We start from the raw sequence: 25,271 nt of genomic DNA on the forward strand, positions 1-25,271 counted from the left end.
GGACGGTGTCAATCGGTGCTGGGAGTGACCACGACCGCGACGCTCTTTTGCGGCCCGCCGTGGCGGAAGTGCAGCGTGAACGGGACGGTGTCGCCGAGCTGCCAGTGGGGTTTCGTCCGGGTCTTCACCATCACGTTGAGGCCGTAGGGGGACATGGTCAGGCTGCCGCGTCCCGGGACAGTGGCCGTGTCCACCATGGACATGATGGCGCCGCCCTCGCCGTTGTCGCGGTCGGCGCTGAGCATGGCCTCCGCCATCTGAGGGGAGGTCACGGAGATCAGCTCGTCGTCGGCGTCGCCGGTGTTGGCGATCCGGAAGTAGGCCGAGGTGTACTGGCCGTCGCCGTACGGGAGGAAGATACGGGCGTTGCTGATCGCGAGCTGCGGACGGCTGCCCGCGGCACCGGAGTTGACCCAGGTCGTGAGGCCCCCGAGGGCCACCACGCAGGCGATCACCGGGGCGGCCGCGGCGAGCAGGGTGTCGCGCAGACGTCCGCGCGTGGGCCGCCACTCGGTTGCTTCTGCGGTGGCTTCTGCGTCGGTTTCTGTGGTGGGATTCGTCATCGCTCGCTCCCCTTGCGTGATGTACGGGGTGTACGTGACGTACGGGACGGCGCCGGCTGCCAGGCGCGCAGCCGGAGGCTGTTGCCGACGACCAGCAGGGAGCTGACCGACATCGCGGCGGCCGCGACCATCGGGTTGAGCAGGCCGACGGCGGCCAGCGGCACGGTGACCGCGTTGTAGCCGAAGGCCCAGACGAGGTTGGCGCGGATCGTGCCCAGGGTGCGCCGGGCGAGCCGGACCGCGTCCGCGACGGCCTCGATGTCGCCGCGTACCAGCGTCACATCGGCGGCCCCGATGGCCACGTCCGTACCGCTGCCCATCGCGATCCCCAGGTCGGCACCGGCCAGGGCCGCCGCGTCGTTCACCCCGTCCCCGATGACCGCGACCCGGCGGCCCTCGTCCCGCAGCCGCCGCACCAGCCGGTCCTTGCCCTCCGGGGTGCAGCGCGCGTGGACGTCGGTGATACCGAGTTCGGCGGCGACGGCCAGCGCGGTGGCGTCGCGGTCGCCGGTCGCCAGAACCGGTTCCACGCCCAGCCGCCGCAGCCGCTCCACGGCCCGGTAGCTGCCGGGCCGCAGGATGTCCCCGACGGCGACGATGCCCGCGTCGGCCCCGTCGATCCGTACCAGCACCGGAGTCCGGACGGCGGCCTCGGCATCGGCCAGCGCCCGCGCCAGCGGTGCGGGCAGATCGCTTCCCGGGGTGCCGATCTCGACCCGGTGGCCCTCGACGACACCGGTGACCCCGAAGCCCGCAGTGGCGTGGAACCTCGTGACCTCCGGCAGCGGCCGGCCGGGCCGCGCACGCTGCGCGTACGTGGCGATCGCGCGGCCCAGCGGGTGTTCGGAGCCCAGCTCCACCGCTCCGGCCAGCCGCACCACCGTGTCGTGGCCGAGGCCCCCGGGCACCGGAGTGACCTTGGTGACGGTCATATGCCCCGTGGTCAGCGTCCCGGTCTTGTCCAGGACGATCGTGTCGACATGACGGAGCGTCTCCAGCGCCCGCGGGCCGCTGACCAGGACACCGAGCTGGGCACCGCGGCCGGTGGCCGCCAGCAGCGCGGTCGGCGTGGCCAGCCCCAGGGCGCACGGGCAGGCGACCACCAGGATCGCGACGCAGGCCGTGACCGCCGCCTGCGGATCCGCGCCGGCGCCGAGCCAGAAGCCGAGGACGGTGACGGCCAGGGTCAGCACGACCGGTACGAAGAAGCCCGCCACCGTGTCGGCCAGCCGCTGCGCCCTGGCCTTGCCGGCCTGGGCCTCGGTGACCAGCCGGGTGATCCGCGCGAGCTGGGTGTCCGCGCCGATCGCGGTCGCCCGTACCCGCAGCAGACCGCCCACGTTCACGGCGGCGCCGATCACCGCCGTGCCCGGGCCGGCCTCGACGGGCTCGCTCTCCCCGGTCACCAGGGACAGGTCCAGCGCCGAACTGCCGCTCATCACCGCGCCGTCGGTGGCGACCCGTTCCCCCGGGCGGACGATGAACTCCTGGCCCACCCGCAACTGCGCGATGGGGATGCGCCGTTCCTTCTTGTTCTCCCGTACGGTCACCTCCTTCGCGGCCAGTTCGGCCAGCGACCGCAGCGCCTCACCGGTGCCGCGCTTGGCGCGGGCCTCCAGGAAGCGGCCCGTCAGGACGAACAGCGGTACGGCGACGGCCGCTTCCAGATAGACATGCGCGACCTCGCCGCCCGCGGACGGGAGCAGGGTGAACGGCATCCGCATCCCGGGATCGCCCGCGCCGCCGAGGAAAAGGGCGTACGTGGACCACGCGAAGGAGGCGGCGACACCGAGGGAGACCAGGGTGTCCATGGTCGCCGCCGAGTGCCGCAGCCCCCGCAGCGCGCGCCGGTGGAACGGCCAGGCACCCCAGACGGCCACCGGCGAGGCGAGCATGAAGCACAGCCACTGCCAGTTGCGGAACTGGAGGGCGGGCACCATCGACAGCGCGATCACCGGCACGGAGAGGAGCGCGGTGATCAGCAGCCGGTCGCGCTCCTCCTTCCTGGCCCGGCCGGCGGCCGTCGTATCCGGATCGGCCGGCCGCCGTACGTCCTCGGCCGGTCCCCGTACGTCCTCCACCGGCTCGGGCGGCGGCGGGAGTTCGGCCGTGTACCCGGCGCGCTCGACCGCCGCGACCAGATCCTTTGGGGATATGCAGTCGGGGTGGCTCACCCTGGCCCGGCCGGTGGCGAGATTGACCGTGGCGCTCACGCCCGCCAGCTTGGCCAGCCGCTTCTCCACCCGGCTGACACACGCCGCGCAGGTCATCCCGCCGACGATCAGATCGGTGGTCGCGAGAGTCCCCGCCGGGTCCGCCGTCATCGCCCGCCGCCCGAGTGCATGTCGTCCATCCCGCCGCCGCGGTCGTCCTGCCACCCCGTACCGGAGTCACCACCGGAGACCGACCCGGGGCGCATCCCGGGGGCGACCGGCCCGATGGCCGATCCGATCCCGTACGAGAGACCGAACACCGCGACGAGCAGCACCAGGAACCCGGTGAGCGCGGGCGGCGGCAGCCACCGGGCGGGCGCGTCGGAGCCCGGGGGACGCTGCTGTCGTTGATCTGCCATCACCACTCCAGAGACGGAGGCCCGCGGTCATACGGGGAGAGCGCGGGAAGAGCGCGGGGGAGGTACGAAGGCCCGGCGGCGTGTTCAGCAGGGCCCCCGGGCACCATGCTGACACGCCGGGCATCCGTCCCCGCCCGCCCGAACGGCCTCCCCACACGTGACGTTTCTCCCGGCAGGGCGCGGGAACTGGAAGGGCTCGCGATCCGACGAACCGGCCGCGCGGGGACCGTGAAGACCGGGCCGGGCAGGCGCGGAGGCGGGCAGGGGAGGAGCCGCTCGGAGGTCCCCGACACCTGCCCCCACTACGCGTCCGCGGCCTCCCAGTTGACCGTCCGGTCGCACCACCGGCCCAGAAGGGTCCGGTCATGCCCCACGGCGAGCAGACCGGCGCCGCTCGCCGCCCGGTAGTCCTCCACGACCGCGACCAGCGCGGCGCTGGTGGAGGCGTCCAGCATGGCGGTCATCTCGTCGCAGATCAGCCAGCGGGGACGGAGCCCGAGGGCGCGGGCCAGACAGGCGCGCTGGAGCTGGCCGTCGCTGACCTCGTGCGGGCGCCGGGTCAGCAGATCGGGGGTCAGCCCCACGGCTTCGGCCAGCTCGGCCACCCGGCCGGGCGCCTCCTCCCGGCGGCCGGTGGCGCGCAGCGGCTCGGCGATGAGGTCGGTGAGCCGCAGCCGGGGGTCCGCGGCGAGCCGGGGCTGCTGGAAGACGACGCCTACGGCGGTCCGCTGGGCGCGCGGGGCGCGGTGGCGCCAGCGGCTCACCGGCTCACCGTCCAGCAGCAGCGCCCCGGCGTCGGGACGGTGGAGCAGGGCCGCGACGCGCGCCACGGTGGACTTGCCGCAGCCGCTGGGACCGAGCAGACCGATGGCCTCGCCGGGCCCGACGGCCAGGGAGAAGTCCCGTACGACGGGGGCGCGCCGGTCGTAGCCGGCGGTGATGGAGCGCAGCTCAAGCACGGATCTCCTCCGGCGCGTGCGGATGGTGGCAGGCGACCGCGCCGGCCATCGGCGGCTGTTCGGCGCAGACGCCGGTGGCCAGGGCGCAGCGGGCGGCGAAGGCGCAGCCGCCGGGGAGGTCACCGAGTTCGGGCGGCATGCCGGGGATGGGGGTGAAGGCGCGCTCGGGCAGCGCTTCGAGGAGGCCCCGGCTGTACGGGTGGCGGGGGCCGGGCGCGCCGAAGAAGCGTGCCGCGTCGGTGAGTTCGACGATGCGGCCCGCGTACATGACCGCCACCCGGTCGGCGATGCGTGCGGCGGCCGTCAGATCGTGGGTGATCATCAGCAACGCCCGGCCCGCCTCGTCCACGTGCCGCCGCAGTTCGTCGACCGTGTGCTCCACGAGATCGCGGTCGAGTCCGGTGGTCGGTTCGTCGGCGAGCAGGACGGGCGCCTCCCCGGCGAGGGCCAGGGCGGTGGCGGCGCGCTGGGCGAGTCCGCCGGAGAGTTCGTGCGGATGGCGGTCGAGATGGCCGGCGGGGAACGCGGCGCGTGCGGCGGCCTCCTCCGCGGCGGTACGCAGGGCCGCCCGCCCGCGGATGCCCCTCAACGCGGCAACGGTCTCGGCCAGTTGGGAGCGGGTGGTCCGGACGGGGGTCAGATGCGCCGCCGGGCTCTGCGGGATGAGCCCGATCCGGCGGCCCCGGACCGTACGGGCCAGGGTGCGTTCGTCGGCGGCGAGCAGGTCGAGAGCACCGCCGTGGGGGCCGCCGAGGCGGGCCTCGCCCGCGGTCTGCGCGTTGGCGGGGAGCAGACCGAGCAGGGCGGAGGCGAGGACGGACTTGCCGCAGCCGCTCTCCCCGATCAGGGCCAGGCACTCGCCCGCCGCCACATCGAAGTGGGCGTCGGTGACGGCGGCGACGCGACGCCCGCCGGGCATCAGGAAACGCACCGAAAGGCCGCGTACGGACAGGGCGGCGGTGCCCACGGCGGTGCCCGCACCCGTGTCCACGGCGGTGCTCGCGGCGGTGTCCGAGGCGGTGTTCACAGCATCAGCTCCGATCGGCGCCGGGGATTGATCCGCTCCCGCCAGGCCCCGGAGAGTCCGGCGAGGGCGAGGGTCGGGACGATGAGGAACAGCCCGGGAAAGAGCGTCGGCCACCACTGCCCGGCGAGCAGTGTGCCGCGGGCGTTCTGGATGAGATTGCCGAGGCTCGCCAGATGGCTGGGCAGGCCGAGCCCGAGGAACGACAGGGCGGACTCGTGCCACATGGCGTGCGGCACCATCAGTACGGCGGCGAGCGCGGCCTGCGGCAGTACGGCGGGCAGGAGATGCCGTACGGTCACCCGCCATCGCGACGCGCCGCCGGAGACCGCCGCGTCGATGTACGGGCGCGAGCGCAGGGACAGCACCTCGGCGCGGACGATCCGGGCCGTCGACACCCAGTGGGTGAGCCCGACCGAGACCACCACCGGCCAGACCCCGGGGCGGAACATGGCCACGATGAAGATGCCCAGCAGCAGATGGGGGACCGACGAGAACGTGTCGACCAGCCGCATCACACCCCGGTCGGCCCAGCCGCCGAGCGCCCCGGCCGCGGCGCCGACGGCCGTCCCGATCACCGTCGCCGTCAGGGCCGCCACGAGCCCGACGAACAAGGACACCCGCAGCCCGTAGACACAGCGCAGCAGCAGGTCCCGGCCGACGTCGTCGGTGCCGAACGGGTGGGCCCAGGACGGCGGCAGCAGCTTCGCGGCCAGATCGACGGCCTGCTGGTCGAGCTGGACCAGCGGCGGCACGAGCAGCACCGCGAGGACGGTCACGGCGACCAGGGCGACGGAGACACGCACCCGGACGGTACGGGTGGAGCGCCGGCGCGTGCCGTAGGAGCGCCAGCCCGGCTCGGCCGGCGCCTCAACAGGCGCATCGGCCGTCGACGTCACGTCAACCGGCGCCTCAGCCATGGGAGTCATCACATATCACTGAGCTTCACCCTCGGGTCGAAGAGTCCGTACAGCAGGTCTGCGAGCAGGTTGCCGGCCAGGACGGCCACCGCCGACAGCGTCGCGAGGGCCGCCAGGAGCGGGAAGTCGACGGCGGTGGCCGCCTCCACCGTGGCCGCGGCGACGCCCGGCCAGCTGAAGACGGTCTCCACCAGCAGGGCGCCGGTGATGAGTTCGGGCACGCGGGTGCCGATCAGCGTCAGCACCGGGAGCAGTCCGGAGCGCAGCGCGTGGCCCAGCAGGACGGTGCGTTCGCTCAGACCGCGGGCCCGTGCCCCGCGCACCGGGTCCTCCGCCAGGGCGTCGCCGACGCCCTGGCGTACGTACAGCGTGAACCAGGGCAGCTGGGAGACGGCGAGCACACCGGCGGGCAGGACGAGGTGGCGCGCCACCTGGCCCGCGGTGACGACCTCGCTCGCGGTGTCGGTCAGGCCGCCCGCCGGCAGGAGGTCCAGGCGCAGGGCGAAGAGCCAGACCGCGAGCAGGGCGGTCCAGAACACCGGGGCTGCCGACAGGGTGTACGCGAGCGAGGTGATCGCGCGGTCGAGCGGGCCGCCCGGCCGGCGGGCGGCCAGCACCCCGAGCGCCGTGCCGGCCAGGACGGCCGCCGCGAAGGCGACCGCGCACAGCAGCGCGGACCAGACCAGGCGCTCCCCGATCACCTCGGCCACCGGCTGGCGCGCCACGCTCGACTGGCCGAGATCGCCGGTGAGCGCGGAGGTCAGCCAGTCCCACCAGCGCCCGGCGAAGGGCCGGTCCACACCGAGGTTGGCCCGCAGCCGGTCCAGGGTCTCCTGGTCGGCGCCGAGGGCGGCGGTTCCCGCGTACGCCCTGACGGGGTCGAACGGGGAGACCGCGGCGATCGCGAACATGCCGAAAGTGACGAGGAGCAGGACCGGGACGGCGAACAGGGCGCGCCGCCCGGTCAGCCGCGCCATGGCTCTCCAGGGCAGTGGGCTCACGGCTTGGGCCGCCAGTCCTCAAGGTTCCACCAGGGGCCGCTGGCGAAGCCGTGCTCATGCGGTTCGAGCTGGGTGGTGGGGCCCGTCCAGCGGTCGGCGAGGACGTAGACATGGTCGATGTGGGTGAGGAAGGTGGAGCCGGGGTTCTTCACCAGCTCGCGCTGGAGCGTGTCGTACGCCGTCTTCCGCGTCGTCTCGTCCTGGCCGCGGCGGCCGGTGTCGAGGGCCTTGTCCACGACGGGGGAGTCGTAGCGGCCCATGTTGTTGTAGCCGTTGCCGGCGAGGGAGGAGTGCAGCAGGGTGTAGAGGCCGAAGTCGGGGTCGCCGGTGCTGCCGCCGCCCGCGAGGACCGCGTCGTCCTTCATCCGGGGCTGGATGACCTCCCAAGGGGCGCTCTCGGCCGTCACGTCGATGCCGGCCTTCTTGGCGTCGGACGCGAAGGCGAGGGCGTGGTCCTGGCGGACCTTGTCGCCGGAGGGGAAGAGCAGGGTGAAGGCCGCTCGCAGCCCGTCCTTGGCGCGGATGCCGCCGGCACCGGTCTTCCAGCCCGCCCGCTCCAGGATCCGCTGGGCCTTCGCGAGGTCCCGGGGGCGCTCGATGCCCCGCGCGAACCACAGGTCGTCGACGGGCAGCGGCCCGTAGGCGGGGCGGCCGGCGCCGTCGAGGATCTTGTCGACCATGGCCTCGCGGTCCACGGCGGCGTCGAGGGCCTGCCGGATCGCGCGGTCGCCGGTGACCTTGCCGGCGGTGGGGAGGGTGACCGTACGGAAGTCGTAGGACTTGGCGTGGTATGTCTTCTTGTCGCCGTCCTTGGCGAACGGGGCGGCGAGGTTGGGCGGGAGGACCGCGCCGTCGAGGTCACCGGAGCGCAGCCGGGTGGCCCGTACGTCGTCGTCCCCGATGACCGCCATGGTGACCGTCCTCACCGCGGGCGCGCCGCCCCAGTAGCGCGGATTGGCCTTGAAGGTGAGCTTCTCGCCCTTGCTCCAGGCGGAGAGGACATAGGGGCCGGTGCCGATCGGCTCCGTGTTGAAGGAGCCGGTGTTGGGATCCTGGCCACCGGCCGCGTGCTCGGGGACGACCGGCAGGACCGTACGGCCGGCGAAGGGCGCGTAGGGGTACTTGAGCGTGAAGACGACCTTGCCGTCGCCGTCGGCCCGTACCTCCTCGATGGCGTCCAGCTCGCTGCGGGCGGTGTTGTTGGTCTTCCCGTCGAGGATCGTGCGGTAGGTGAAGACCACATCGGCGGAGGTCAGCGGCTTGCCGTCGCTGAACTCGACGCCCTCGCGCAGGGTGTAGGTGTACGTCAGCCCGCCGTCGCCGACCTCGGGCAGCGCCTTCGCCAGCGCGGGGGCGAGCTTCAGATCCTGGTCCCGGGCGAGCAGCCCGTCGAAGATCTTGGAGTTGCCGTCCTTGCCGTAGCCGAGCAGCGGACTGAGCGTGTCCGGCTCCGAGGCCACCCCGATCACCACCGACGCGCCATTGCCGGAACCGCCCGGACCACCGGAACCGCCTCCGGGCGCCGAACACGCGGCGGCCCCGCCGGCCATCGCCACGGCGACGGCGGCGCCTCGTATCCATCGGGTCGTCATGAGCCCCACACCCCTTGCTGCGTTCCACACGCTCTTGCGCATAACTTGCAAGTGTGGGGTTACCCAGGAAGATCGCACATCAGTCCACCGTCTTTCCGGGGGCTGAACGGGAACTCCCCGGGGGAAGCGGCCGACTTCTGGAGAAAGCAGGGCAAGCGATCAGAAGACACGACCGATGGCACTACGCGTTCAGATCCTCGGCCCTCCTGCCGAGGTCAGGAGCGTGCTGCGGGAGACTGTACGAGGGCCCGCCGGACCTCTCCGGAGCCACGGGACCCCCGCCGGTGCCGACCTCGGCCACCACCGCGCGGACCCATGAGCAGAGAACGGAACCCATGCACTCCTCCGCCGGACATCGGAACCTGCCCAGCGAGCCGGTCGACATCAGGCTGATCGTCACCGACATGGACGGCACCCTCCTGGACGACTCCGGGAACCCGCCCCGGCGGCTGCGCCCGGTCCTGGCCCTGCTGCGCGAGCGCGGTGTGCTGTTCAGCCCGGCGAGCGGCCGCCAGTACGCCACCCTCGCCCGCCTCTTCAGCGGCGCCGACGACGGCATGGTCTTCATCGCGGAGAACGGCACCCAGGTGGTCCGCGACGGCAAGGAACTCGACTCCGACCCGCTGGACCCGGCCGTGGCCGCCCGTATCGTCAAGAAAGTCCGCGGGCTCGTCGCCGACGGCGTCGACGTGGGGGCCGTGGTCTGCGGCAAGCACCGCGCCTATACGGAACGTACCGACGACGCCTTCCTGGCCCAGGTCGCCAAGTACTACGTCGCCCATGAGAGCGTCGAGGACGCCACCGCCGTGGACGACGAGATCAACAAGATAGCCCTCTTCGACTTCGGCCCCGCCGCCCTCGGCACCGCACCCGCCCTGACCGAGTTCGCCGCCACCCACCAGGTCGTCGTCTCCAGCGAGCACTGGATCGACGTGATGAACCGCACCGCCAACAAGGGCGCCGCCCTCCGGCGCGTCCAGCGGGATCTGGGCATCACCCCCGCCCAGACCCTGGTGTTCGGGGACTACCTCAACGACCTGGAGATGCTCGACGCCGCCGAGTGGTCCTTCGCCATGGCCAACGCACACCCGGACGTCCTGGCCCGCGCCCGGTACGTCGCCCCCTCCAACAACGACGACGGCGTCCTGAGCACCATCGAGCGCCTCCTGCGACTGCCCGCCTCCTAGGACCTCTTGTTTGGATCAGGCCGGCGAGTGTTCCGTACCGCGCCCGTGACGGCTCATCCCGCCGGGGCGCGGAGCGAGCTTCGCTCGATCACCGGCATGGGGATCAGCCGGCTGCCGGACGGCCCGCCGGTGTCGAGGAGCATCTCGACGGAGGCACGGCCCATGGCCTCGTGCGGCAGCGCGACGGTCGTGAGGCCGGGCCTGAGGTAGGAGGCGATTTCGTCGTTGTCGAAGGAGACCACGGAGACGTCGTGCGGGACGGACAGACCGCGGTCGCTCAGTGCCTGGTACGCGCCGAACGCGAGGCGGTCGTTCATGCAGAGCACGGCGCGGATGCCGCTCCGGCGTTCCAGCAGGGCGTGCACCGCGTCGTACCCGTGGTGCGGCTCCCAGTCCCAGCACGACTCCTCGGCGGTGAAGCGCAGTCCGCGCTCGGCCATCTCCGCGCGGATGCCGGCGATCCGCTGGGAGACGGTGGTGGAGCGGAAGAGCCCTCTCTCGGCCTCTTCGCTGTGCCCGATGAGGGCGATTCCCTCCCGGTGGCCGGCGTCGGCGAGGAGCCGCACCGCTGAGCGGCCCCCGGCGAGTTCGTCCGGAAGCACCGAGACGGGATGCTTCTTGTTCGTGGCGTTGAGCATGACCACGCGTGTGCTCGACGGGATGTCGGGCACGAACAGCTCCCGGGCGCGCATGACGGCGAAGATGATGCCGTCGACCTGACGGTCGAGCACGGCTCCGATCGCCTCGGACTCGCGCGCCGGGTCGCCGCCGGTCTCCAGCACGAGTATGACGTGGCCCGCGCGCTGGGCGGCGTCCAGTGCGCCCCGGATCAAGCCGCTCGCGAAACGGGTGGTGGCGACGATGTCGGAGATGAACCCGATGGTGTGCGTCTTGTCGGTGCGCAGGCCGCGGGCGGCGACGTTCGGCCGGTACCCGAGTTCGGCCGCCGCCTCGTTGACGCGGGCATGCGCGTCGGCGGAGAGCCGGGTGTCCGGCCTGCCGTTGAGGATCATCGACGCGGCGGTCGTGGACAGCCCCGCGCGCCGGGCGACATCGGCGAGTGTGACGCGCTTGGGCGGCATGGATTCCTCTCGTCCGGCGTGGTGAGCCGGCCCGCGTGTTGTTGGTCCCAAGGTTGGTCTCAAGACAATCACGGCGCCCGGTGTGCCGGGAACTCCCCTTGACAGTGGTCATCCCGCGACCGACTATGAGCACCGCTAAATGCTTTTAGCTAGCAGTTTAGCCCCGTTTGGGGCGTGGGTTCCCGGGGGTCCCTCCCGGGGTCTCTCGGGGCCCGCATCCCGAACGCCCACCCCTGGAGTCGACCGCCGCGGCAAGCGTCAGCGGCACCCGCCTGTGCTCGGCCGGAGGGACCTCCCGCGGAGCACGCTCGGACAACGGAGTCTTGTAGATGGCACTCAAGTCGATCCGTCCCCGCCCGGGACGCAGCACGGCATCCTCCCCGGTCCGCTGCCCGGCCGTCGTGGCCGCCGCCGCCGTGGGCGCGCTCGCGCTGGCGGGCTGCGCGCCGGGATCACCGGCCGCGAGCCCCACCGGCCAGGGCGAGGTGAGCCTGAAGCTCACCTCCGACAAGATCACGATCAGGATCCAGGACGAATCGGGCTTCCCGGTCTCCGACGACCTGGCCGCGGAGTTCACCAAGCAGCACCCGAACGTCACCTTCAAGGTCGTCCGCGACAGCTTCGCGAACCTCACCGCCAACGCGCCGCGCCTCCTGGCCGGGGCCAACGCACCGGATCTCATCCGCCTGCCCACCATGGGCGACACCGTCAGGGACGGGCTCCTGACCAACCTCGACCCGTACTTCAAGGGCTACGGATGGGACAAATTCCCCGCCGGCCAGCTGGCACCGTCCCGGATGAGCCAGGAAGGGGTGCGCGGCGAGGGATCGCTCTACCAGATGGGCCTGGGCTACAGCGTGACGGGCATTTACGTGAACCAGAAATACGCCGAGCAACTGGGGCTCACCGGTGCCCCGGCCACCATCGGCGAGCTGGAGCGGTGGATGGCGAAGGCCAAGGCCGCCAAGATCCTTCCCGTCCAGATCGGGATGCAGGACGGGGTCGGCACCTTCGCGCTCCAGGCGCTGATCAACCAGTACGGGGACAAGTCGGACCTGATCGACTGGATGTTCAACAAGCCGGGGGCCACCTTCGACACCGAGGCGAGCCTCAAGGGCGCCACGGTCTTCAAGAAGTGGGCCGACGCCGGATACTTCCCGTCCGACGTCAACGCGATCAACTACACGACGATGGTCTCCAACTTCCAGGCGGGCAAGGGCCTGCTGATGTTCAACGGCAACTGGGACGCCGCCGGAACCGACAAGGCGATGGGACAGGGGGCCGCCCGGTTCGTCCTCGCGCCTCCGGCGGCCGACGGCGGCCCGTATGTCGCGATGGGCGCCGCCAACTCGTTCTCCATCCCCGCCAAGGCGAAGAACGCCGACGCGGCGGCCTTCTTCCTGAACTGGATCCACACCGACCCCAAGGCCCGTCAGATCGTGGTCGACGTCACGGGCGCGTCCCCCGGCGGCGACCCCTCGCAGCCGCTGCCGAAGGTGAAGGACGGCTCGCTGATCGCACAGGCCCTCGCGGCATCGGCGAAGGTCGGATCCGACGACGGCTTCGTCGACTTCATGGCCAACACCACGGCGGGCATCTACGCGGGCGCCTTCCAGCCGGACGAGCAGAAGCTGCTGACCCGGCGGATGGAGCCCAAGGCGTTCGTCGCGGCCATCCAGGAGTTCTACGTCAAGGAGCTGGCCGGCTCATGACCCGCGATGTCCGTACGCATGAGGACCCGAAGCCGGCCGCGGCGGCCGTGCGGCGACCCGAGGAGGGCGCTCATGCCGCGGGCGTCGGAACAACCCGGGGCCGGGCCGGCCGCGCCGGTCGGCCCGGCCGGCCCGGCCGCGCCTCCGGGCGGGGGAGGGCGGGGCGGAGGAGTGTCACCGGCTGGCTCTTCGTCCTGCCGGCGCTGGCGTTCTTCTGCGCGTTCGTGATCTACCCGCTGCTGACGGCCGTGCAGTACTCGTTCTACCGCTGGAACGGAATCGGCGCCTCCACCTGGGTCGGTCTCGACAACTACATCCGGGTGTTCACCGACCCGGCGCTGCTGATCTCGATCGTCAACGCGCTGATCCTCATTGTCTTCTTCACGGTGATCCCGGTCGCCAGTGGCCTGGCGCTGGCGACCCTGATCCGTACGGTGCGGCCCGGTCCCTTCGCCACGGTCGCCCGTACGGTGCTGTTCCTGCCGCAGATCATCCCGCTGGTGGCCGCCGGTATCGCCTGGTCGTGGATGTACGCGCAGACCGGCACGGTCAACACCCTCCTCGAATCCGTCGGCCTGGGCTCGCTCTCCCGCTCCTGGCTGGCGGAGTTCGGGACCGCCCTTCCCGCGGTCGGCCTCATCGGCTCCTGGGTGCTCACGGGCCTGTGCACCATCCTGCTGCTCACCGGCATCGGAAAGATCGACGCGTCCCTCTACGAGGCGGCGCGGATCGACGGCGCGGGCTGGTGGCGGGAGTTCGTGACCGTCACGCTTCCCGGGCTGCGGCGCGAGATCGCCGTACTGGTCACCATCACCGTGATCGCCGCGCTGAGCAGCTTCGACATCATCTACACCACCACCAAGGGCGGTCCGGGGACCAGCACGCTCGTCCCCGGTATCTCGATCTTCCGGCTCGCCTTCACCCAGAGCGAGGTCGGTCTGGCGTCCGCCCTCGGCATCGTCCTTCTCGCACTCGTCCTGCTGACGGTGCTGCCCATTCAGCTGCTGACAAGGGACAGAGACTGATGGTCGTCAACAAGACGGAAGCGATCATCGGACGCGTCGTCCTCGTCCTGGTGCTGATCGTCACCGTGCTGCCGCTCCTCGGAATGCTCTCCGGAGCGCTCCAGCCCGCTGACCGTATCCCCGAAGGATTCTCCTGGCCCAGCGATCCCCAGTGGGGCAACTTCGCCGTCGCCTTCCGGACCGCCCACGTCTGGCAGCTGCTCGGCTCCAGCACGCTCATCATCCTCGGCGTCGTCCCGCTCAGCCTGCTCCTGGCGACCATGGCCGGCTATGCCCTGGGCAATCTGCGTATCCCCGGCGGACGATTCGTCTTCCTTCTGCTCCTGCTGGGCCTGACGATCCCCTTCGAGGCGATCATCATCCCGCTGTACTACGAGATCACCGCCCTGGGGCTGCTCAACACCCAGTGGGCGATCATCCTGCCGCTGATCGGGCTCTACATGCCGTTCAGCGTCGTCTGGATGCGCGCGCACTTCGCCGGGGTGCCCGCCGAACTCTCCGAGGCGGCCCGTATCGACGGAGCCAGTACCTTCCAGGAGATCCGCCGTATCCAGATCCCGCTGGCCATGCCCGCCCTCTCCGCCCTGGCGATCCTGCTGTTCCTCTGGACCTGGAACCAGTTCCTGCTCCCGCTGGTCCTGGTCGACGATCCCGACAAACGCACCATGGCCGGCGCCCTGGGGGCGTTCCAGGGGCAGTACCTCAACCAGCTCCCCCTGCTCTTCGCGGGCGCGCTGATCATCATGCTGCCGACGATCGTGGTCTACGTCATTTTCCAGCGCCAGTTCATCAAGGCGCTGCTCCAGGGCGCGGTCAAGGGCTGAGAAGCCCTTCCTTCCCGTCCACAGCCACAGCTGTCCACAACCACAGCACAAGGATTTCGGATGACGTTTCGCTTGGACCACGCCTGGGTGTGGGACTTCTGGTTCGCCGACGACGGCGACACCTTCCATCTCTTCTACCTCCACGCCCCCAAGAGCCTGGGGGACCCCGAGCTGAGGCACCGCAATGCCCGGATCGGGCACGCGACCTCCGCCGATCTGGTCGACTGGCGGGATCACGGCCCGGTCCTCGCCCCGGGCCGGCCCGGGGCCTTCGACGGGACCGCCACCTGGACGGGCAGTGTGGTCCGGGGCCCCGACGGCGTCTGGCGGATGTTCTACACAGGAGCACGCTTCCTCGACACCGGCGGCAACATCGAGACCGTCGGTGTGGCAGTCTCCACCGATCTGCACACCTGGACGAAGCGGCCCGGTCCGCTCGTCGAGGCGGACAGCCGCTGGTACGAGAAGCTGGGGGACTCCAGCTGGCCCGAAGAGGCATGGCGCGATCCCTGGGTGTTCCCGGACCCGGCCGGTGACGGCTGGCACATGCTTCTCACCGCCCGGGCCAACCACGGTCCCGTGGACGACCGGGGCGTGATCGGGCACGCCACGTCACCGGACCTCCAGGAGTGGACGGTACGGGCACCCCTCAGCGACCCGGGTGCGGGCTTCGCGCATCTGGAGGTCCCCCAGGTCGCGACCGTGGACGGCGAGACCGTACTGCTGCTGTCCTGCGACACCCCCCGGCTCTCCGCGGCCCGGCGGACGGCCGGCGGGACCGGCGGCGTCTGGAGCGTCCCCGCCGCCACGGCCCTGGGCCCGTACGCGGTGGAGGACGCCCGGCTGGTCGTCGGTGAATCCCTCTACAGCGGGCGTCTCATCGAGGACCGGAGCGGCCGGACCGTACTGCTGGCCTTCGACAACTCCCATGACGGCGAAGGATTCGCCGGCGCGCTGTCCGACCCCGTAAGGGTGAGCTGGTCACCGGACCGGCGCGGTCTCGTGCCGCGGGCCCTCCTGAGCGAAGGCAGTCCGGAATGAACACCATCCGCGTCGAGGGCACCACCGCCCCGGGATTCTCGTCCCTCGCGGAGGTCTTCTCCGCCGCCTTCACGGACCACGACGGCATGGGCGCGGCGCTCTGCGTCCGAGTGGCCGGAGAGACGGTGGCCGATCTGTGGGGCGGAACCGCCGACGCGCGCGACCGCTCGCCCTGGACGAAGGACACCACCAGCGTCATCTTCTCCTGCACCAAGGGCCTGGTCTCCCTCCTCGCGGCCCGCCTCGTGCAGGACGGCCTCCTCGACTGGCGGACCCCCGTCGCGGCCCACTGGCCCGAGTTCGCCGCCGCCGGCAAGGAGCGGATCACGGTCGCCGATCTCCTCGCCCACCGGTCCGGGCTCTCGGCGCCGCGTGCGCTCCTCACCGTCGAGGAGGCCATCGACTGGGACACCGTCACCGGCCTGCTCGCGGCCCAGGAACCGCTGTGGCCCCCGGGCGAGGGGCACGCGTACCACGCCCTCACCCACGGCTGGCTCGCCGGTGAGGTCATCCGCCGTGTGACCGGCAGAACGGTCGGCCAGTACTTCGACGACCTCATCGCCACGCCGCTCCACGCCGACGCGTGGATCGGCCTGCCTCATCCGGTACGGCGTCAGGTCGCCCACCTGCGGGCCGGCCCGAGCCTCACCGCGCTCGTCGCACAACAGGCCGCGGCACGGCCGGCCGGGGAAGTCGACTGGTCCGACCGGGCCATGACCCTCGGGAAGGCGTTCCCGGCGGAACTCGTCGCCGACGAGGGGGGCTTCAACGATCCCCGGATACAGGCCGCGGAGCTGCCGGGAGCGGGCGGTATCGCCTCGGCCCGGGCCCTGGCCGCGATCTGGTCGGCCACCGTGGTGGAGACCGACGGCGTACGGCTGCTGGAAGCGGGCACCGTGGACGACGCCATCCGGCCGCAGACCGAAGGCACTCCGGTCTTCGGCGGTCCACCGCCGTACCCCCGGTGGGGCATGGGGTTCCAACTGCCCTCTCTCGCACGCGAGTATCTCGGGCCCGCCTCCTTCGGGCACGACGGCGCCGGCGGGCAGGTCGCCTTCGCCGATGTGACGCACCAGGTCGGATTCGCCTTCCTGACCAACCTCATGGAAGCGGGCACCGACCACCGGGCCACCGCGCTCGTGGACGAACTGCGCCGCATCCTCCGCGACAGGCCACGCCCATGAAGGATTCACGTACACACGACAGGCCGTCCGCGCTGGTGGTCGGAGAGAGCGTTCTCGACATCGTCGACACCCCTCAGGGCCGGACCCGGCATCCGGGCGGCTCACCGATGAACGTCGCCGTCGGGCTGGCGAGACTGGGCGTTCCGACCCAGCTGTTCACCCAGCTCGGCGCCGACACCGCCGGCGCGCTCATCGCCGGCCACCTCCGCGAGGCCGGTGTGGAGATCGTCCCCGCGTCCTTCACGGCCTCTCCGACGAACACCGCCACGGCGACTCTTCACCCCGACGGCTCGGCGGAATACGCGTTCGTCATGGAGTGGGCCCCGCCCGGACCGGTGCCCCTGCCCGCCGTGGAGCTGATCCATGTCGGCTCGCTCGGCGCGTTTCTTCGGCCGGGAGCCGATACGGTCGAGGACTTCCTCGCCCGCGTACCGGACTCCGTGACGATCAGCTTCGACCCGAACATCCGCCCCTCACTGCTCCACGACAGAACGGACGCCGTACAGCGGTTCGAACGCCTCGCTCGCCGAGCCGACATCGTCAAGCTCAGCGACGAGGACGCCGCCTGGCTCTACCCGGCGCGCAGCGACGCACACGTACTCGCGGGCCTGCTCGACGCAGGCGCGGAACTGGCGATCATCACCCTCGGCGCCAAGGGAGCCAAACTCGCGACCCCGGCCGCGACCGCGACCGTCCCCGCCCCCACCGTGCAGGCCGTGGACACGATCGGCGCGGGTGACAGCTTCATGTCCGCGATCCTCGCCACCCTCCTCAACGAGCAACGACCCCCCGGCCCCCTCGGCCCCACCACCCTGGAACACCTCGGCACCCGCGCGGCCCTGGCAGCCGCCCTCACCGTCCAACGAGAGGCAGCACAACCCCCCACCCAGACCGAACTCCACACCGCCACAAGCCCCCCGCCCCACACCTGACACACGGACGCGGCACGACAACGCCGAAAGACGAGACCTACCCGATCGGAGCCGGCTCTCTCAGCACTCGATGATGTTCACCGCGAGCCCGCCCCGGGCCGTCTCCTTGTATTTGACGGACATGTCGGCGCCCGTCTCCTTCATGGTCTTGATGACCTTGTCGAGGGAGACCTTGTGGCTGCCGTCGCCGCGCAGGGCCATCTTCGCCGCCGTGACCGCCTTGACCGCGGCCATGCCGTTGCGTTCGATGCAGGGGATCTGGACGAGGCCGCCGACGGGGTCGCAGGTGAGGCCGAGGTTGTGTTCCATGCCGATCTCGGCGGCGTTCTCGACCTGTTCGGCCGAGCCGCCGAGGACCTCGGCCAGGGCGCCGGCGGCCATGGAGCAGGCGGAGCCCACCTCGCCCTGGCAGCCGACCTCGGCGCCGGAGATGGAGGCGTTCTCCTTGAAGAGCATGCCGATGGCGCCGGCGGCGAGGAGGAAGCGGACGACGTTGTCGTCCTTCTCGGTCTCGGTGGCGCCGCCCGCCGCGAAGTTCACGTAGTAGTGGAGGACGGCCGGGATGATGCCGGCGGCGCCGTTGGTGGGGGCGGTGACGACCCGGCCGCCGGCGGCGTTCTCCTCGTTGACGGCCATGGCGTAGAGGGTGATCCACTCCATCGCGTGCGCCTGCGCGTCGCCCTCCGCGCGCAGCTGCCGCGCCGAGTGGGCGGCGCGGCGGCGGACCTTGAGGCCGCCGGGGAGGATGCCCTCGCGGGCCATCCCGCGGGCCACGCACGCCTGCATGACGCGCCAGATCTCCAGCAGCCCGGCGCGGATCTCGTCCTCGGTACGCCATGCCTTCTCGTTCTCCAGCATCAGCGCGGAGATCGACAGACCGGTCTCGGAGGCGAGCCGGAGCAGTTCGTCGCCGGTGCGGAAGGGGTGGGTGAGCGGGGTGTCGTCGAGTTTGATGCGGTTCTCGCCGAGGGCCTCCTCGTCCACGACGAAGCCGCCGCCCACCGAGTAGTACGTCTTCTCCAGCAGCGAGCCGCCGTCGGCGTCGTACGCGGCGACCGTCATTCCGTTCGCGTGGTACGGCAGGGCCTTGCGGCGGTGCAGGACCAGGTCCGTACCGGTGTCGAAGGCGATCTCGTGCATACCGAGGAGGTTCAGCCGGCCGCTCGTGCGGATACGTTCCGCCTCGGCGTCGGCGCTCTCCACGTCCACCGTCCGGGGGGAGTTCCCCGCCAGCCCCAGCAGTACGGCCTTGGGGGTGCCGTGGCCGTGGCCGGTCGCGCCGAGGGAGCCGTACAGCTCGGCGCGGACCGAGACGGTGTGCGCGAGCAGGCCCTCGTTCTTCAGCCGGCGGGCGAACATCCGGGCCGCGCGCATCGGGCCGACCGTGTGGGAGCTGGACGGGCCGATGCCGATCGAGAACAGGTCGAAGACCGAGATGGCCACGGGGCTACTCCTTGATGCGGGAGGTGGTGCGGGGAGTGTGGGGTGCGGGGGTCGTGCCCCGGTGCGGTGCGCGGGGGTGGTGCGCCGAAGGGGTGCGGTGCGCCGAAGGGGTGCGTGCGGCAGCCCGTACGTGGCACCGGGGCACCGCGCCGCTCCGATCGGGAGCCGCACGGTGCCCCGGCGGACACCAGGCGTACGGGCTGTACGGGTCGTACGGGGTCGTACGGGGTCGTACGGGGTGGCTACAGGCCGGGGTACAGCGGGTGCTTCGCGGCCAGCTCGGAGACCCGGGCGGCCAGCGCGTCGCGGTCGAACTCGGGCTTCAGCGCCGCCGCGATGATCTCCGCGACCTCGGTGAAGTCCTCGGCCGTGAAGCCGCGCGTCGCCAGCGCCGGGGTGCCGATGCGCAGACCCGAGGTGACCATCGGGGGCCGCGGGTCGTTCGGGACGGCGTTCCGGTTGACCGTGATGCCCAGCTCGTGGAGCCGGTCCTCGGCCTGCTGGCCGTCCAGCTCGGAGTTGCGCAGATCGACCAGGACCAGATGGACGTCCGTACCGCCGGAGAGCACGGAGACGCCGACCTCGGTCACGTCCGGCAGGCCCAGCCGCTCGGCGAGGATCCGGGCGCCGTCCAGGGTGCGCTGCTGGCGCTCCTTGAACTCGTCCGTGGCCGCCACCTTGAAGGCGACCGCCTTGCCCGCGATGACATGCTCCAGCGGGCCGCCCTGCTGACCGGGGAAGACCGCGGAGTTGATCTTCTTCGCCAGTTCCTTGGTGGAGAGGATCACCCCGCCGCGCGGACCGCCGAGGGTCTTGTGCGTGGTCGTGGTCACGACATGGGCGTGCGGTACGGGGTTGGGGTGCAGACCCGCGGCGACCAGACCGGCGAAGTGCGCCATGTCGACCATCAGGTACGCGCCGACCTCGTCCGCGATCCGCCGGAACGCCGCGAAGTCCAGCTGGCGCGGGTACGCCGACCAGCCGGCCACGATCAGCTTCGGGCGGGACTCCTTGGCGAGCCGCTCGACCTCGGCCATGTCGACCTGGCCGGTCTCCTCGTTCACGTGGTACGCGACGACGTTGTAGAGCTTCCCGGAGAAGTTGATCTTCATGCCGTGGGTCAGGTGCCCGCCGTGGGCGAGGTTCAGACCCATGATCGTGTCGCCGGGGGAGAGCAGCGCGAACATCGCGGCCGCGTTCGCCTGGGCGCCCGAGTGCGGCTGTACGTTCGCGTGCTCGGCGCCGAAGAGGTCCTTCACCCGGTCGATGGCGATCTGCTCGATCACGTCGACGTGCTCACAGCCACCGTAGTAACGGCGGCCGGGGTAGCCCTCGGCGTACTTGTTGGTCAGTACGGAGCCCTGCGCCTCCATGACCGCGACCGGAGCGAAGTTCTCCGAGGCGATCATTTCGAGGGTGGACTGCTGACGGTGGAGTTCGGCGTCGACCGCGGCGGCGACGTCCGGGTCCAGCTCGTGGAGGGAGGCGTTGAGAAGCGAAGAGGAAGACATCACAGTCCCTGGGGTGTCAGTTGCCGGAGAACTCTTTGTACTCGTCGGCGGAGAGCAGATCCTTCGGCTCCTCCGCGACGCGCACCTTGAACAGCCAGCCGCCCTCGTACGGAGCGGAATTCACCAGCGACGGGTCGTTCACGACGTCCTGGTTCGCCTCGGTGACCTCACCGGTCACGGGGGAGTACAGATCGCTGACGGACTTGGTGGACTCCAGCTCTCCACAGGTCTCGCCCGCCGTCACCTGATCACCGACCTCGGGGAGCTGGGCGAACACGACATCGCCGAGGGCGTTCGCCGCGTACTCCGTGATACCGACCGTCGACACGCCGTCCTCGGCGGTCGTCAGCCACTCGTGCTCCTTGCTGTACCGCAGCTGCTGGGGGTTGCTCATGACCTGAATTCTCCTGTACGCGGGGGTGTGGTGCGGAACAGTCGTCTTACGGAACGAGACGGGCCGAAGACGAGCCGATACAGACAGAGGGCGGATGCCAGTGGTCCGACCTGATCACTTTCGACGCTTGTAGAACGGCAGCGCCACGACCTCGTACGGCTCGTGCGTGCCCCGGATGTCCACGCCGACGCCCTTGGTGCCCGGCTCGGCGTACGCGGCGTCGACATACGCCATGGCGAGGGGCCGCCCCAGGGTCGGCGACGGGGCGCCGGAGGTGACCTCGCCCACGGTCACCCCGTCCGCGACCACCGGATACCCGGCGCGCGGGACCCGGCGGCCCTCCGCGATCAGGCCGACCAGCTTGCGCGGCGGGGCGCTCGCGGCGCGCTCGGCCGCCGCCGCCAGGGCCGTACGCCCGACGAAGTCGCCGCCGTTGGACGTCTTGCCGAACTTCACGACCCGGCCCAGGCCCGCGTCGAACGGGGTCAGCGCGGTGGACAGCTCGTTCCCGTACAGCGGCATCCCGGCCTCCAGCCGCAGGGTGTCCCGGCAGGACAGCCCGCACGGCACCAGGCCGACGCCCGCGCCGGCCTCGGTCAGCGCCTGCCAGAGCCGCTCCGCGTAGCGGGGCTCCACGAACAGCTCGAAGCCGTCCTCGCCCGTGTAGCCGGTGCGCGCGATGAGGGCCGGCACCCCGGCGACGGTGCCGGGCAGGCCCGCGTAGTACTTGAGCCCGTCCAGATCGGCGTCGGTCACCGCCTTCAGGATGCCGGGCGACTCCGGACCCTGGACGGCCAGCAGCGCGTACGCGTCGCGGTCGTCCCGTACATCCGCGTCGAACCCCTCCGAGCGGGCGCTCAGGGTGTCCAGCACGGTCCGGGCGTTGGAGGCGTTGGCGACGACCAGGTACTCGTCCGCGCCGAGGCGGTAGACGATCAGGTCGTCCAGGATTCCGCCGTCCTCGCGGCAGATCATGGTGTAGCGGGCGCGGCCGACGGCGACGGCGCCGATGTCGCCGACCAGCGCGTAGTCGAGGAGGTCGGCGGCGGCCGGGCCCGTCACCGCGATCTCGCCCATGTGGGAGAGGTCGAAGAGTCCGGCGCGGTTACGGACGGCCTGGTGCTCGTCGCGCTCGCTGCCGTACCGCAGCGGCATGTCCCAGCCCGCGAAGTCGGTCATGGTCGCGCCCAGCGCGCGGTGTACGGCGTCGAGGGCGGTGAGTCGGGGGGCATGGCTCATCGGTGTGGCTCCCAGGGCATGACAGTGCTGACGGTCCTCCCCATCTGTCATCGGAACCTGAGAGGTTCACCACGGCCACCCGGCGGCGCGCTCGGCGCGGTCGGGAGAGGCCATGACTTGCACCTTGGGTGGAGCCGCGTGACGCGGCCCGCTTTTCAGATCTGCCTCATCCACGCGGTACGGGGCCTGAGAGATTCAAGGGAGGAACTTGCTCCTTCGGCGCCCGGCACACACAGTGACCGGGACTCTCCCGCGCGGATTCAAACGGCCGGTATGCAGTTGCGGGCACATCATCGCACGAGGGACGCCCGATCGGGGTGTCCGGGAGGTAACTCCTCCGACCGGGTGAACGGCTCGCCGGACGTTACCTTCTCTTTACGCTTCGTGGGCAAAAGTTCGTGCAGGGGACACCGGCCGCTGCGGCCGAGCTGACAGGGGGACGGCGATGACGGCGCTGAGTACGGGACCGTACGCGCCCGTATGGCTGGAGCAGATTCCGGCCGTACGGGACTTACGCGGCCCGGGCGGGCATCCGCCGGGATCCCTGGTCTTCGCCGCCGGGGACGTCGTGGTCGTCTCCGGGCTGCCCGGCAGCGGCAAATCCACCCTGATCCGGCGCGCCGCCGGCGGCCGGGGCATCGACTCCCAGGACGTCAGGGACCGCTGGGCCGCCCTCGTCCCGCCCGGACTGCCGTACGCCGTCTACCGCCCGCTCGTCCGGATCGCGCACTACGCGGGCCTCTGGCGCGTGCTGCGCTCCGGCGCGAGCGCCGTCGTCCACGACTGCGGGACACAGAGCTGGGTCCGGGGGTGGCTGGCCCGTGAGACCCGGCGGCGTGGCCGGCTGCTCCATCTCCTCGTCCTCGACGTCACACCGGAGGTCGCCCGGGCCGGCCAGCGCGAGCGCGGACGCGGCGTCTCGCGGTACGCGTTCGCCCGGCACCGCCGCGCGGTCCGCCGGCTGCTCGCCGCCGCCGGGACGGGCCTGCCGCCGGTCGGCTGCTCCTCCGCCGTCCTGCTGGACCGGGAGTCCGCCGGGGCGCTGCGGGCGATCCTCTTCCCCGGTGTCCCCGGCATCGCGCTCCCCGCGCAGCCGGGGGCGCCGGTGGATGCCCCGGCGGTGGTCCACGGGCCGTGACGGCCCGTCCCAGGTCGTAAGGTGCTGCCGCAGGGTCAAGGGCGGAGGAATCACAGTGAACACAGCATGGCCGGGCAACGAGTTGGAAGAGGCGCTCGCCGCCTCGCTCGGGGTCGACGGAGCGGGCGCACGACTCATAGAGGTGCTCGGGCGCAGCGAGGTGTGGGTCCCGCTGCCCAACGGCGGCGGCCCCGAGAGCACTTCGCTCGATCTGCCCACGATGGACATCGAGGGCGGCGCGTATGTCCCGGTGTTCAGCTCGGCGGCACAGTTCCGCCAGTGCGCCGGCGAGCACATGGCCTTCACCGTCGCCCCGGCCCGGGAATTCGCCCGCGGTCTGCCGCCGCAGCTCGGCGTGGTGGTCAACCCGGGCGGCCTGGTCGGCATGCCGCTGCCGCCGCTCGCCGTCGCCGAGCTGTGCCGGACGGGCCGCGGCCCGCTGGACGGCCCGCTGGACGGCCCGCTGGACGGCCCGCCGGTCGGTGGCCGGGTGCGGCTCTTCGAGCCGGACTGGCAGGAGGACCCGGTCGACTTCCTCGCCGCGGCGGCGGCCGAGTTCGAGACGACGGGCGTGGTCGTCTCCGCCCGGCGCACCCTCGCCAGCGTCGAGGGCGAGCCGCCGGTCCTCTTCATCGGCGTCCAGCTCTCGTCCTTCGAGGGCGACGGGCGCAATGTGCCGATGGACGCGCTCGGCCGCGCGCTCGGCCGGGTCCCGGTCGGCTGGCCGGTCAATCTCCTGCTGCTCGACATGGCCCAGGACCCCGTCGCCGACTGGCTGACCTCCCGGGTGCGCCCCTTCTACCAGCGCGGCTGACCCGCGCCCCGGCGCGTACGGCACCCCCGCGGGCGTCGGCCGGCACCTCCGCGGGCTCCGGCCGGCACCCGCGCGATCCGCGGGAGTCCGCGCGGGTACGGTCCGCCGACACGGGTACGAGGGGAGGGGGACGGCCCGGGGCAGGACCCGAGCTTGGACGTAAGCCGGACCTAAGCCGGACCTAAGCAGGACCTAAGCTTGGTTCCGGCCGGGCCGCCGCACCGTGTGTCCGGAAAGTGCCCGGGGGAGCTGGGCGAATGGTGGAACGACGAGGGGCGGGACCCAGAGTGAGCGCGTCAGGCACCGCGGCGGCCGGGCAGGTCGAGCACATGCTGCGCCAGGTGACGCCCGGACGGTACGACGCGTACGAGGCGCTGCTGCGGGCCCTCGCCGAGGACAGCGTCTGGATGCTGCTCTGGCACGGCGCGGCCGGTTCACCCGACGCGCAGTACGGCAACATGGAGGTCGACGGCCTCGGCTACGCCCCCTGTGTCACCTCCGCGCAGGAGCTGTCCGCCAGCGGCTGGACCCGCGCCCACGAGGTCGTCACGGGACATGACATCGCCCGCGCCCTCTACCCCGACCGCTGGGGAATCTGGCTGAATCCGCATGCTCCCGGTGGCGGTGTCGGCATCCCCTGGCTCGATCTGCGCCGGATCGCCACCGGCCTCGACCGGATGCCCGCGGGACCCCTCCGGCTCTCCGAACCCGCCGTACCGCTCCCGCAGTTCTACGCCCTGCTCACGCAGAACGCGCACCGGACCGCGGCCGTCCGCTCGCTGCGCCGCACCTGGGTGCAGCCCGCGCTCGGCGCGCCGTATCTCGCGATCGGGCTCGATCTGTACGACACGAGCCCGGCCTCCGTCGAGTCCGTGCAGGCGATGATGCGCCAGTCGGTCACCGCCGTGCCGGACGGGCTGCCGGTCTCCACCGTCGCGATGTCGGACGAGTACGACCCGGTAACGATGTGGCTGCGCGCCAACTCCCGTCCGTTCTACGACCGTGAGGCCCACGCGGCGCCCGCGGCACCCGCCGGGGGACCCGGATACGGCTATCCGCCGCCCGGTCCGCGCGGCTACTGACGCCCCGCCGGTCCGCGCGCCGAACCATTGAA

The 25,271-nt window shown here is 71.8% G+C and carries 23 protein-coding genes and 1 riboswitch; of the genes, 10 read left to right on the forward strand and 13 right to left on the reverse strand.

Translation table 11 applies throughout. From position 1 onward, the window contains the following. Nucleotides 1-8: 8 nt before the first annotated feature. The 8 genes from DVK44_RS25200 to DVK44_RS25235 all read right to left on the reverse strand — a co-directional run bounded on the left by DVK44_RS25200 (nucleotide 9) and on the right by DVK44_RS25235 (nucleotide 8,631). Nucleotides 9-563: a copper chaperone PCu(A)C gene (locus tag DVK44_RS25200; protein ID WP_114662133.1), complete on the reverse strand. Its 555-nt coding sequence runs from the start codon at nucleotides 561-563 to the stop codon at nucleotides 9-11. Beyond that, nucleotides 560-2,887, reverse strand: coding sequence for a heavy metal translocating P-type ATPase (locus tag DVK44_RS25205; RefSeq protein WP_114662134.1), 2,328 nt, complete (start codon nucleotides 2,885-2,887; stop codon nucleotides 560-562). Before DVK44_RS25205 ends, DVK44_RS25200 begins: the two co-directional genes overlap by 4 nt. Continuing rightward, a complete protein-coding gene (locus DVK44_RS25210; RefSeq protein WP_114662135.1) occupies nucleotides 2,884-3,135 on the reverse strand; it encodes a hypothetical protein in 252 nt (83 codons plus the stop codon). Before DVK44_RS25210 ends, DVK44_RS25205 begins: the two co-directional genes overlap by 4 nt. A 302-nt stretch (nucleotides 3,136-3,437) precedes the next feature. Beyond that, the gene (locus tag DVK44_RS25215; protein ID WP_114662136.1) at nucleotides 3,438-4,094 is read right to left on the reverse strand and encodes an ABC transporter ATP-binding protein; all 657 of its coding nucleotides are present in this window, start codon (nucleotides 4,092-4,094) and stop codon (nucleotides 3,438-3,440) included. Then, nucleotides 4,087-5,013 carry an ABC transporter ATP-binding protein gene (locus DVK44_RS25220; RefSeq protein WP_114665430.1) on the reverse strand — a complete coding sequence of 309 codons (927 nt, stop codon included), beginning with the start codon at nucleotides 5,011-5,013 and terminating at the stop codon, nucleotides 4,087-4,089. The genes DVK44_RS25215 and DVK44_RS25220 overlap by 8 nt, the downstream gene beginning before the upstream one ends. Nucleotides 5,014-5,117: 104 nt before the next feature. After that, complete coding sequence (locus tag DVK44_RS25225) at nucleotides 5,118-6,038, reverse strand: ABC transporter permease (protein WP_228447368.1); 921 nt, start codon at nucleotides 6,036-6,038, stop codon at nucleotides 5,118-5,120. Nucleotides 6,039-6,046: 8 nt separating this feature from the next. Then, complete coding sequence (locus DVK44_RS25230) at nucleotides 6,047-7,015, reverse strand: ABC transporter permease (protein ID WP_114662138.1); 969 nt, start codon at nucleotides 7,013-7,015, stop codon at nucleotides 6,047-6,049. 20 nt (nucleotides 7,016-7,035) lie between these two features. Continuing rightward, entirely contained in the window at nucleotides 7,036-8,631 is a 1,596-nt protein-coding gene (locus tag DVK44_RS25235) for an ABC transporter substrate-binding protein (RefSeq protein ID WP_114662139.1), read from the reverse strand. A 335-nt stretch (nucleotides 8,632-8,966) separates the two neighbouring features. On the opposite strand from DVK44_RS25235, the gene DVK44_RS25240 reads away from it, so the two are divergent. Further along, nucleotides 8,967-9,818 (forward strand): Cof-type HAD-IIB family hydrolase, encoded by an 852-nt coding sequence (locus tag DVK44_RS25240; RefSeq protein WP_114662140.1) that lies wholly within the window; start codon nucleotides 8,967-8,969, stop codon nucleotides 9,816-9,818. 53 nt (nucleotides 9,819-9,871) lie between these two features. Here the strand turns inward: DVK44_RS25240 and DVK44_RS25245 are convergent, their stop codons facing one another. Next, nucleotides 9,872-10,900, reverse strand: coding sequence for a LacI family DNA-binding transcriptional regulator (locus DVK44_RS25245; protein WP_114662141.1), 1,029 nt, complete (start codon nucleotides 10,898-10,900; stop codon nucleotides 9,872-9,874). 329 nt (nucleotides 10,901-11,229) lie between these two features. Between DVK44_RS25245 and DVK44_RS25250 the strand changes: the two genes are divergently transcribed. Genes DVK44_RS25250 through DVK44_RS25275 form a run of 6 tightly spaced genes read left to right on the forward strand, consistent with a single transcriptional unit; the run spans nucleotide 11,230 to nucleotide 17,618 of the window. After that, complete coding sequence (locus DVK44_RS25250; protein WP_114662142.1) at nucleotides 11,230-12,612, forward strand: ABC transporter substrate-binding protein; 1,383 nt, start codon at nucleotides 11,230-11,232, stop codon at nucleotides 12,610-12,612. Continuing rightward, a complete protein-coding gene (locus DVK44_RS25255; protein ID WP_114662143.1) occupies nucleotides 12,609-13,637 on the forward strand; it encodes a carbohydrate ABC transporter permease in 1,029 nt (342 codons plus the stop codon). The genes DVK44_RS25250 and DVK44_RS25255 overlap by 4 nt, the downstream gene beginning before the upstream one ends. Further along, the gene (locus DVK44_RS25260) at nucleotides 13,637-14,461 is read left to right on the forward strand and encodes a carbohydrate ABC transporter permease (protein WP_114662144.1); all 825 of its coding nucleotides are present in this window, start codon (nucleotides 13,637-13,639) and stop codon (nucleotides 14,459-14,461) included. The genes DVK44_RS25255 and DVK44_RS25260 overlap by 1 nt, the downstream gene beginning before the upstream one ends. 60 nt (nucleotides 14,462-14,521) lie before the next feature. Continuing rightward, nucleotides 14,522-15,502 (forward strand): glycoside hydrolase family protein, encoded by a 981-nt coding sequence (locus DVK44_RS25265; protein ID WP_114662145.1) that lies wholly within the window; start codon nucleotides 14,522-14,524, stop codon nucleotides 15,500-15,502. Beyond that, complete coding sequence (locus DVK44_RS25270; protein ID WP_181957523.1) at nucleotides 15,499-16,686, forward strand: serine hydrolase domain-containing protein; 1,188 nt, start codon at nucleotides 15,499-15,501, stop codon at nucleotides 16,684-16,686. Before DVK44_RS25265 ends, DVK44_RS25270 begins: the two co-directional genes overlap by 4 nt. Continuing rightward, nucleotides 16,683-17,618, forward strand: a complete 936-nt coding sequence (locus DVK44_RS25275) for a carbohydrate kinase family protein (protein WP_114662146.1) — start codon at nucleotides 16,683-16,685, stop codon at nucleotides 17,616-17,618. Before DVK44_RS25270 ends, DVK44_RS25275 begins: the two co-directional genes overlap by 4 nt. 60 nt (nucleotides 17,619-17,678) lie before the next feature. Here the strand turns inward: DVK44_RS25275 and DVK44_RS25280 are convergent, their stop codons facing one another. The 4 genes from DVK44_RS25280 to gcvT form a co-directional block, all read right to left on the reverse strand. After that, nucleotides 17,679-19,061, reverse strand: a complete 1,383-nt coding sequence (locus DVK44_RS25280; protein ID WP_114662147.1) for an L-serine ammonia-lyase — start codon at nucleotides 19,059-19,061, stop codon at nucleotides 17,679-17,681. 242 nt (nucleotides 19,062-19,303) lie between these two features. Beyond that, nucleotides 19,304-20,572 (reverse strand): serine hydroxymethyltransferase, encoded by a 1,269-nt coding sequence (glyA, locus tag DVK44_RS25285; RefSeq protein ID WP_114662148.1) that lies wholly within the window; start codon nucleotides 20,570-20,572, stop codon nucleotides 19,304-19,306. A 16-nt stretch (nucleotides 20,573-20,588) separates the two neighbouring features. Continuing rightward, the gene (gene gcvH, locus DVK44_RS25290; RefSeq protein ID WP_114662149.1) at nucleotides 20,589-20,966 is read right to left on the reverse strand and encodes a glycine cleavage system protein GcvH; all 378 of its coding nucleotides are present in this window, start codon (nucleotides 20,964-20,966) and stop codon (nucleotides 20,589-20,591) included. 114 nt (nucleotides 20,967-21,080) lie between these two features. Beyond that, nucleotides 21,081-22,205, reverse strand: a complete 1,125-nt coding sequence (gcvT, locus tag DVK44_RS25295; protein WP_114662150.1) for a glycine cleavage system aminomethyltransferase GcvT — start codon at nucleotides 22,203-22,205, stop codon at nucleotides 21,081-21,083. Between the two features lie 165 nt (nucleotides 22,206-22,370). Then, nucleotides 22,371-22,468: riboswitch (glycine riboswitch) on the reverse strand. 182 nt (nucleotides 22,469-22,650) lie between these two features. Here gcvT and DVK44_RS25300 point away from each other — a divergent pair. The 3 genes from DVK44_RS25300 (at nucleotide 22,651) to DVK44_RS25310 (ending at nucleotide 25,239) form a co-directional block, all read left to right on the forward strand. Beyond that, the gene (locus tag DVK44_RS25300; RefSeq protein WP_114662151.1) at nucleotides 22,651-23,343 is read left to right on the forward strand and encodes an AAA family ATPase; all 693 of its coding nucleotides are present in this window, start codon (nucleotides 22,651-22,653) and stop codon (nucleotides 23,341-23,343) included. A gap of 55 nt (nucleotides 23,344-23,398) precedes the next feature. Continuing rightward, nucleotides 23,399-24,157 (forward strand): enhanced serine sensitivity protein SseB, encoded by a 759-nt coding sequence (locus DVK44_RS25305; protein ID WP_228447369.1) that lies wholly within the window; start codon nucleotides 23,399-23,401, stop codon nucleotides 24,155-24,157. 287 nt (nucleotides 24,158-24,444) lie between these two features. Continuing rightward, nucleotides 24,445-25,239: an enhanced serine sensitivity protein SseB C-terminal domain-containing protein gene (locus DVK44_RS25310; RefSeq protein WP_114662153.1), complete on the forward strand. Its 795-nt coding sequence runs from the start codon at nucleotides 24,445-24,447 to the stop codon at nucleotides 25,237-25,239. Nucleotides 25,240-25,271 lie beyond the last annotated feature (32 nt).

The sequence above is a fragment of the Streptomyces paludis genome (genome assembly GCF_003344965.1).
GTDB lineage: Bacteria > Actinomycetota > Actinomycetes > Streptomycetales > Streptomycetaceae > Streptomyces > Streptomyces paludis.

Bases quoted from the DNA above. Each gene is read 5' to 3' on its own strand.
- DVK44_RS25275 (WP_114662146.1), top strand. From the start codon at position 16,683: ATGAAGGATTCACGTACACACGACAGGCCGTCCGCGCTGGTGGTCGGA.
- gcvH (WP_114662149.1), bottom strand. From the start codon at position 20,966: ATGAGCAACCCCCAGCAGCTGCGGTACAGCAAGGAGCACGAGTGGCTG.
- DVK44_RS25260 (WP_114662144.1), top strand. From the start codon at position 13,637: ATGGTCGTCAACAAGACGGAAGCGATCATCGGACGCGTCGTCCTCGTC.
- DVK44_RS25200 (WP_114662133.1), bottom strand. From the start codon at position 563: ATGACGAATCCCACCACAGAAACCGACGCAGAAGCCACCGCAGAAGCA.
- DVK44_RS25270 (WP_181957523.1), top strand. From the start codon at position 15,499: ATGAACACCATCCGCGTCGAGGGCACCACCGCCCCGGGATTCTCGTCC.
- DVK44_RS25255 (WP_114662143.1), top strand. From the start codon at position 12,609: ATGACCCGCGATGTCCGTACGCATGAGGACCCGAAGCCGGCCGCGGCG.
- DVK44_RS25245 (WP_114662141.1), bottom strand. From the start codon at position 10,900: ATGCCGCCCAAGCGCGTCACACTCGCCGATGTCGCCCGGCGCGCGGGG.
- DVK44_RS25250 (WP_114662142.1), top strand. From the start codon at position 11,230: ATGGCACTCAAGTCGATCCGTCCCCGCCCGGGACGCAGCACGGCATCC.
- DVK44_RS25300 (WP_114662151.1), top strand. From the start codon at position 22,651: ATGACGGCGCTGAGTACGGGACCGTACGCGCCCGTATGGCTGGAGCAG.
- DVK44_RS25265 (WP_114662145.1), top strand. From the start codon at position 14,522: ATGACGTTTCGCTTGGACCACGCCTGGGTGTGGGACTTCTGGTTCGCC.
- DVK44_RS25230 (WP_114662138.1), bottom strand. From the start codon at position 7,015: ATGGCGCGGCTGACCGGGCGGCGCGCCCTGTTCGCCGTCCCGGTCCTG.
- DVK44_RS25205 (WP_114662134.1), bottom strand. From the start codon at position 2,887: ATGACGGCGGACCCGGCGGGGACTCTCGCGACCACCGATCTGATCGTC.
- DVK44_RS25240 (WP_114662140.1), top strand. From the start codon at position 8,967: ATGCACTCCTCCGCCGGACATCGGAACCTGCCCAGCGAGCCGGTCGAC.
- DVK44_RS25225 (WP_228447368.1), bottom strand. From the start codon at position 6,038: ATGGCTGAGGCGCCGGTTGACGTGACGTCGACGGCCGATGCGCCTGTT.
- DVK44_RS25210 (WP_114662135.1), bottom strand. From the start codon at position 3,135: ATGGCAGATCAACGACAGCAGCGTCCCCCGGGCTCCGACGCGCCCGCC.
- DVK44_RS25220 (WP_114665430.1), bottom strand. From the start codon at position 5,013: ATGCCCGGCGGGCGTCGCGTCGCCGCCGTCACCGACGCCCACTTCGAT.
- gcvT (WP_114662150.1), bottom strand. From the start codon at position 22,205: ATGAGCCATGCCCCCCGACTCACCGCCCTCGACGCCGTACACCGCGCG.
- glyA (WP_114662148.1), bottom strand. From the start codon at position 20,572: ATGTCTTCCTCTTCGCTTCTCAACGCCTCCCTCCACGAGCTGGACCCG.
- DVK44_RS25235 (WP_114662139.1), bottom strand. From the start codon at position 8,631: ATGACGACCCGATGGATACGAGGCGCCGCCGTCGCCGTGGCGATGGCC.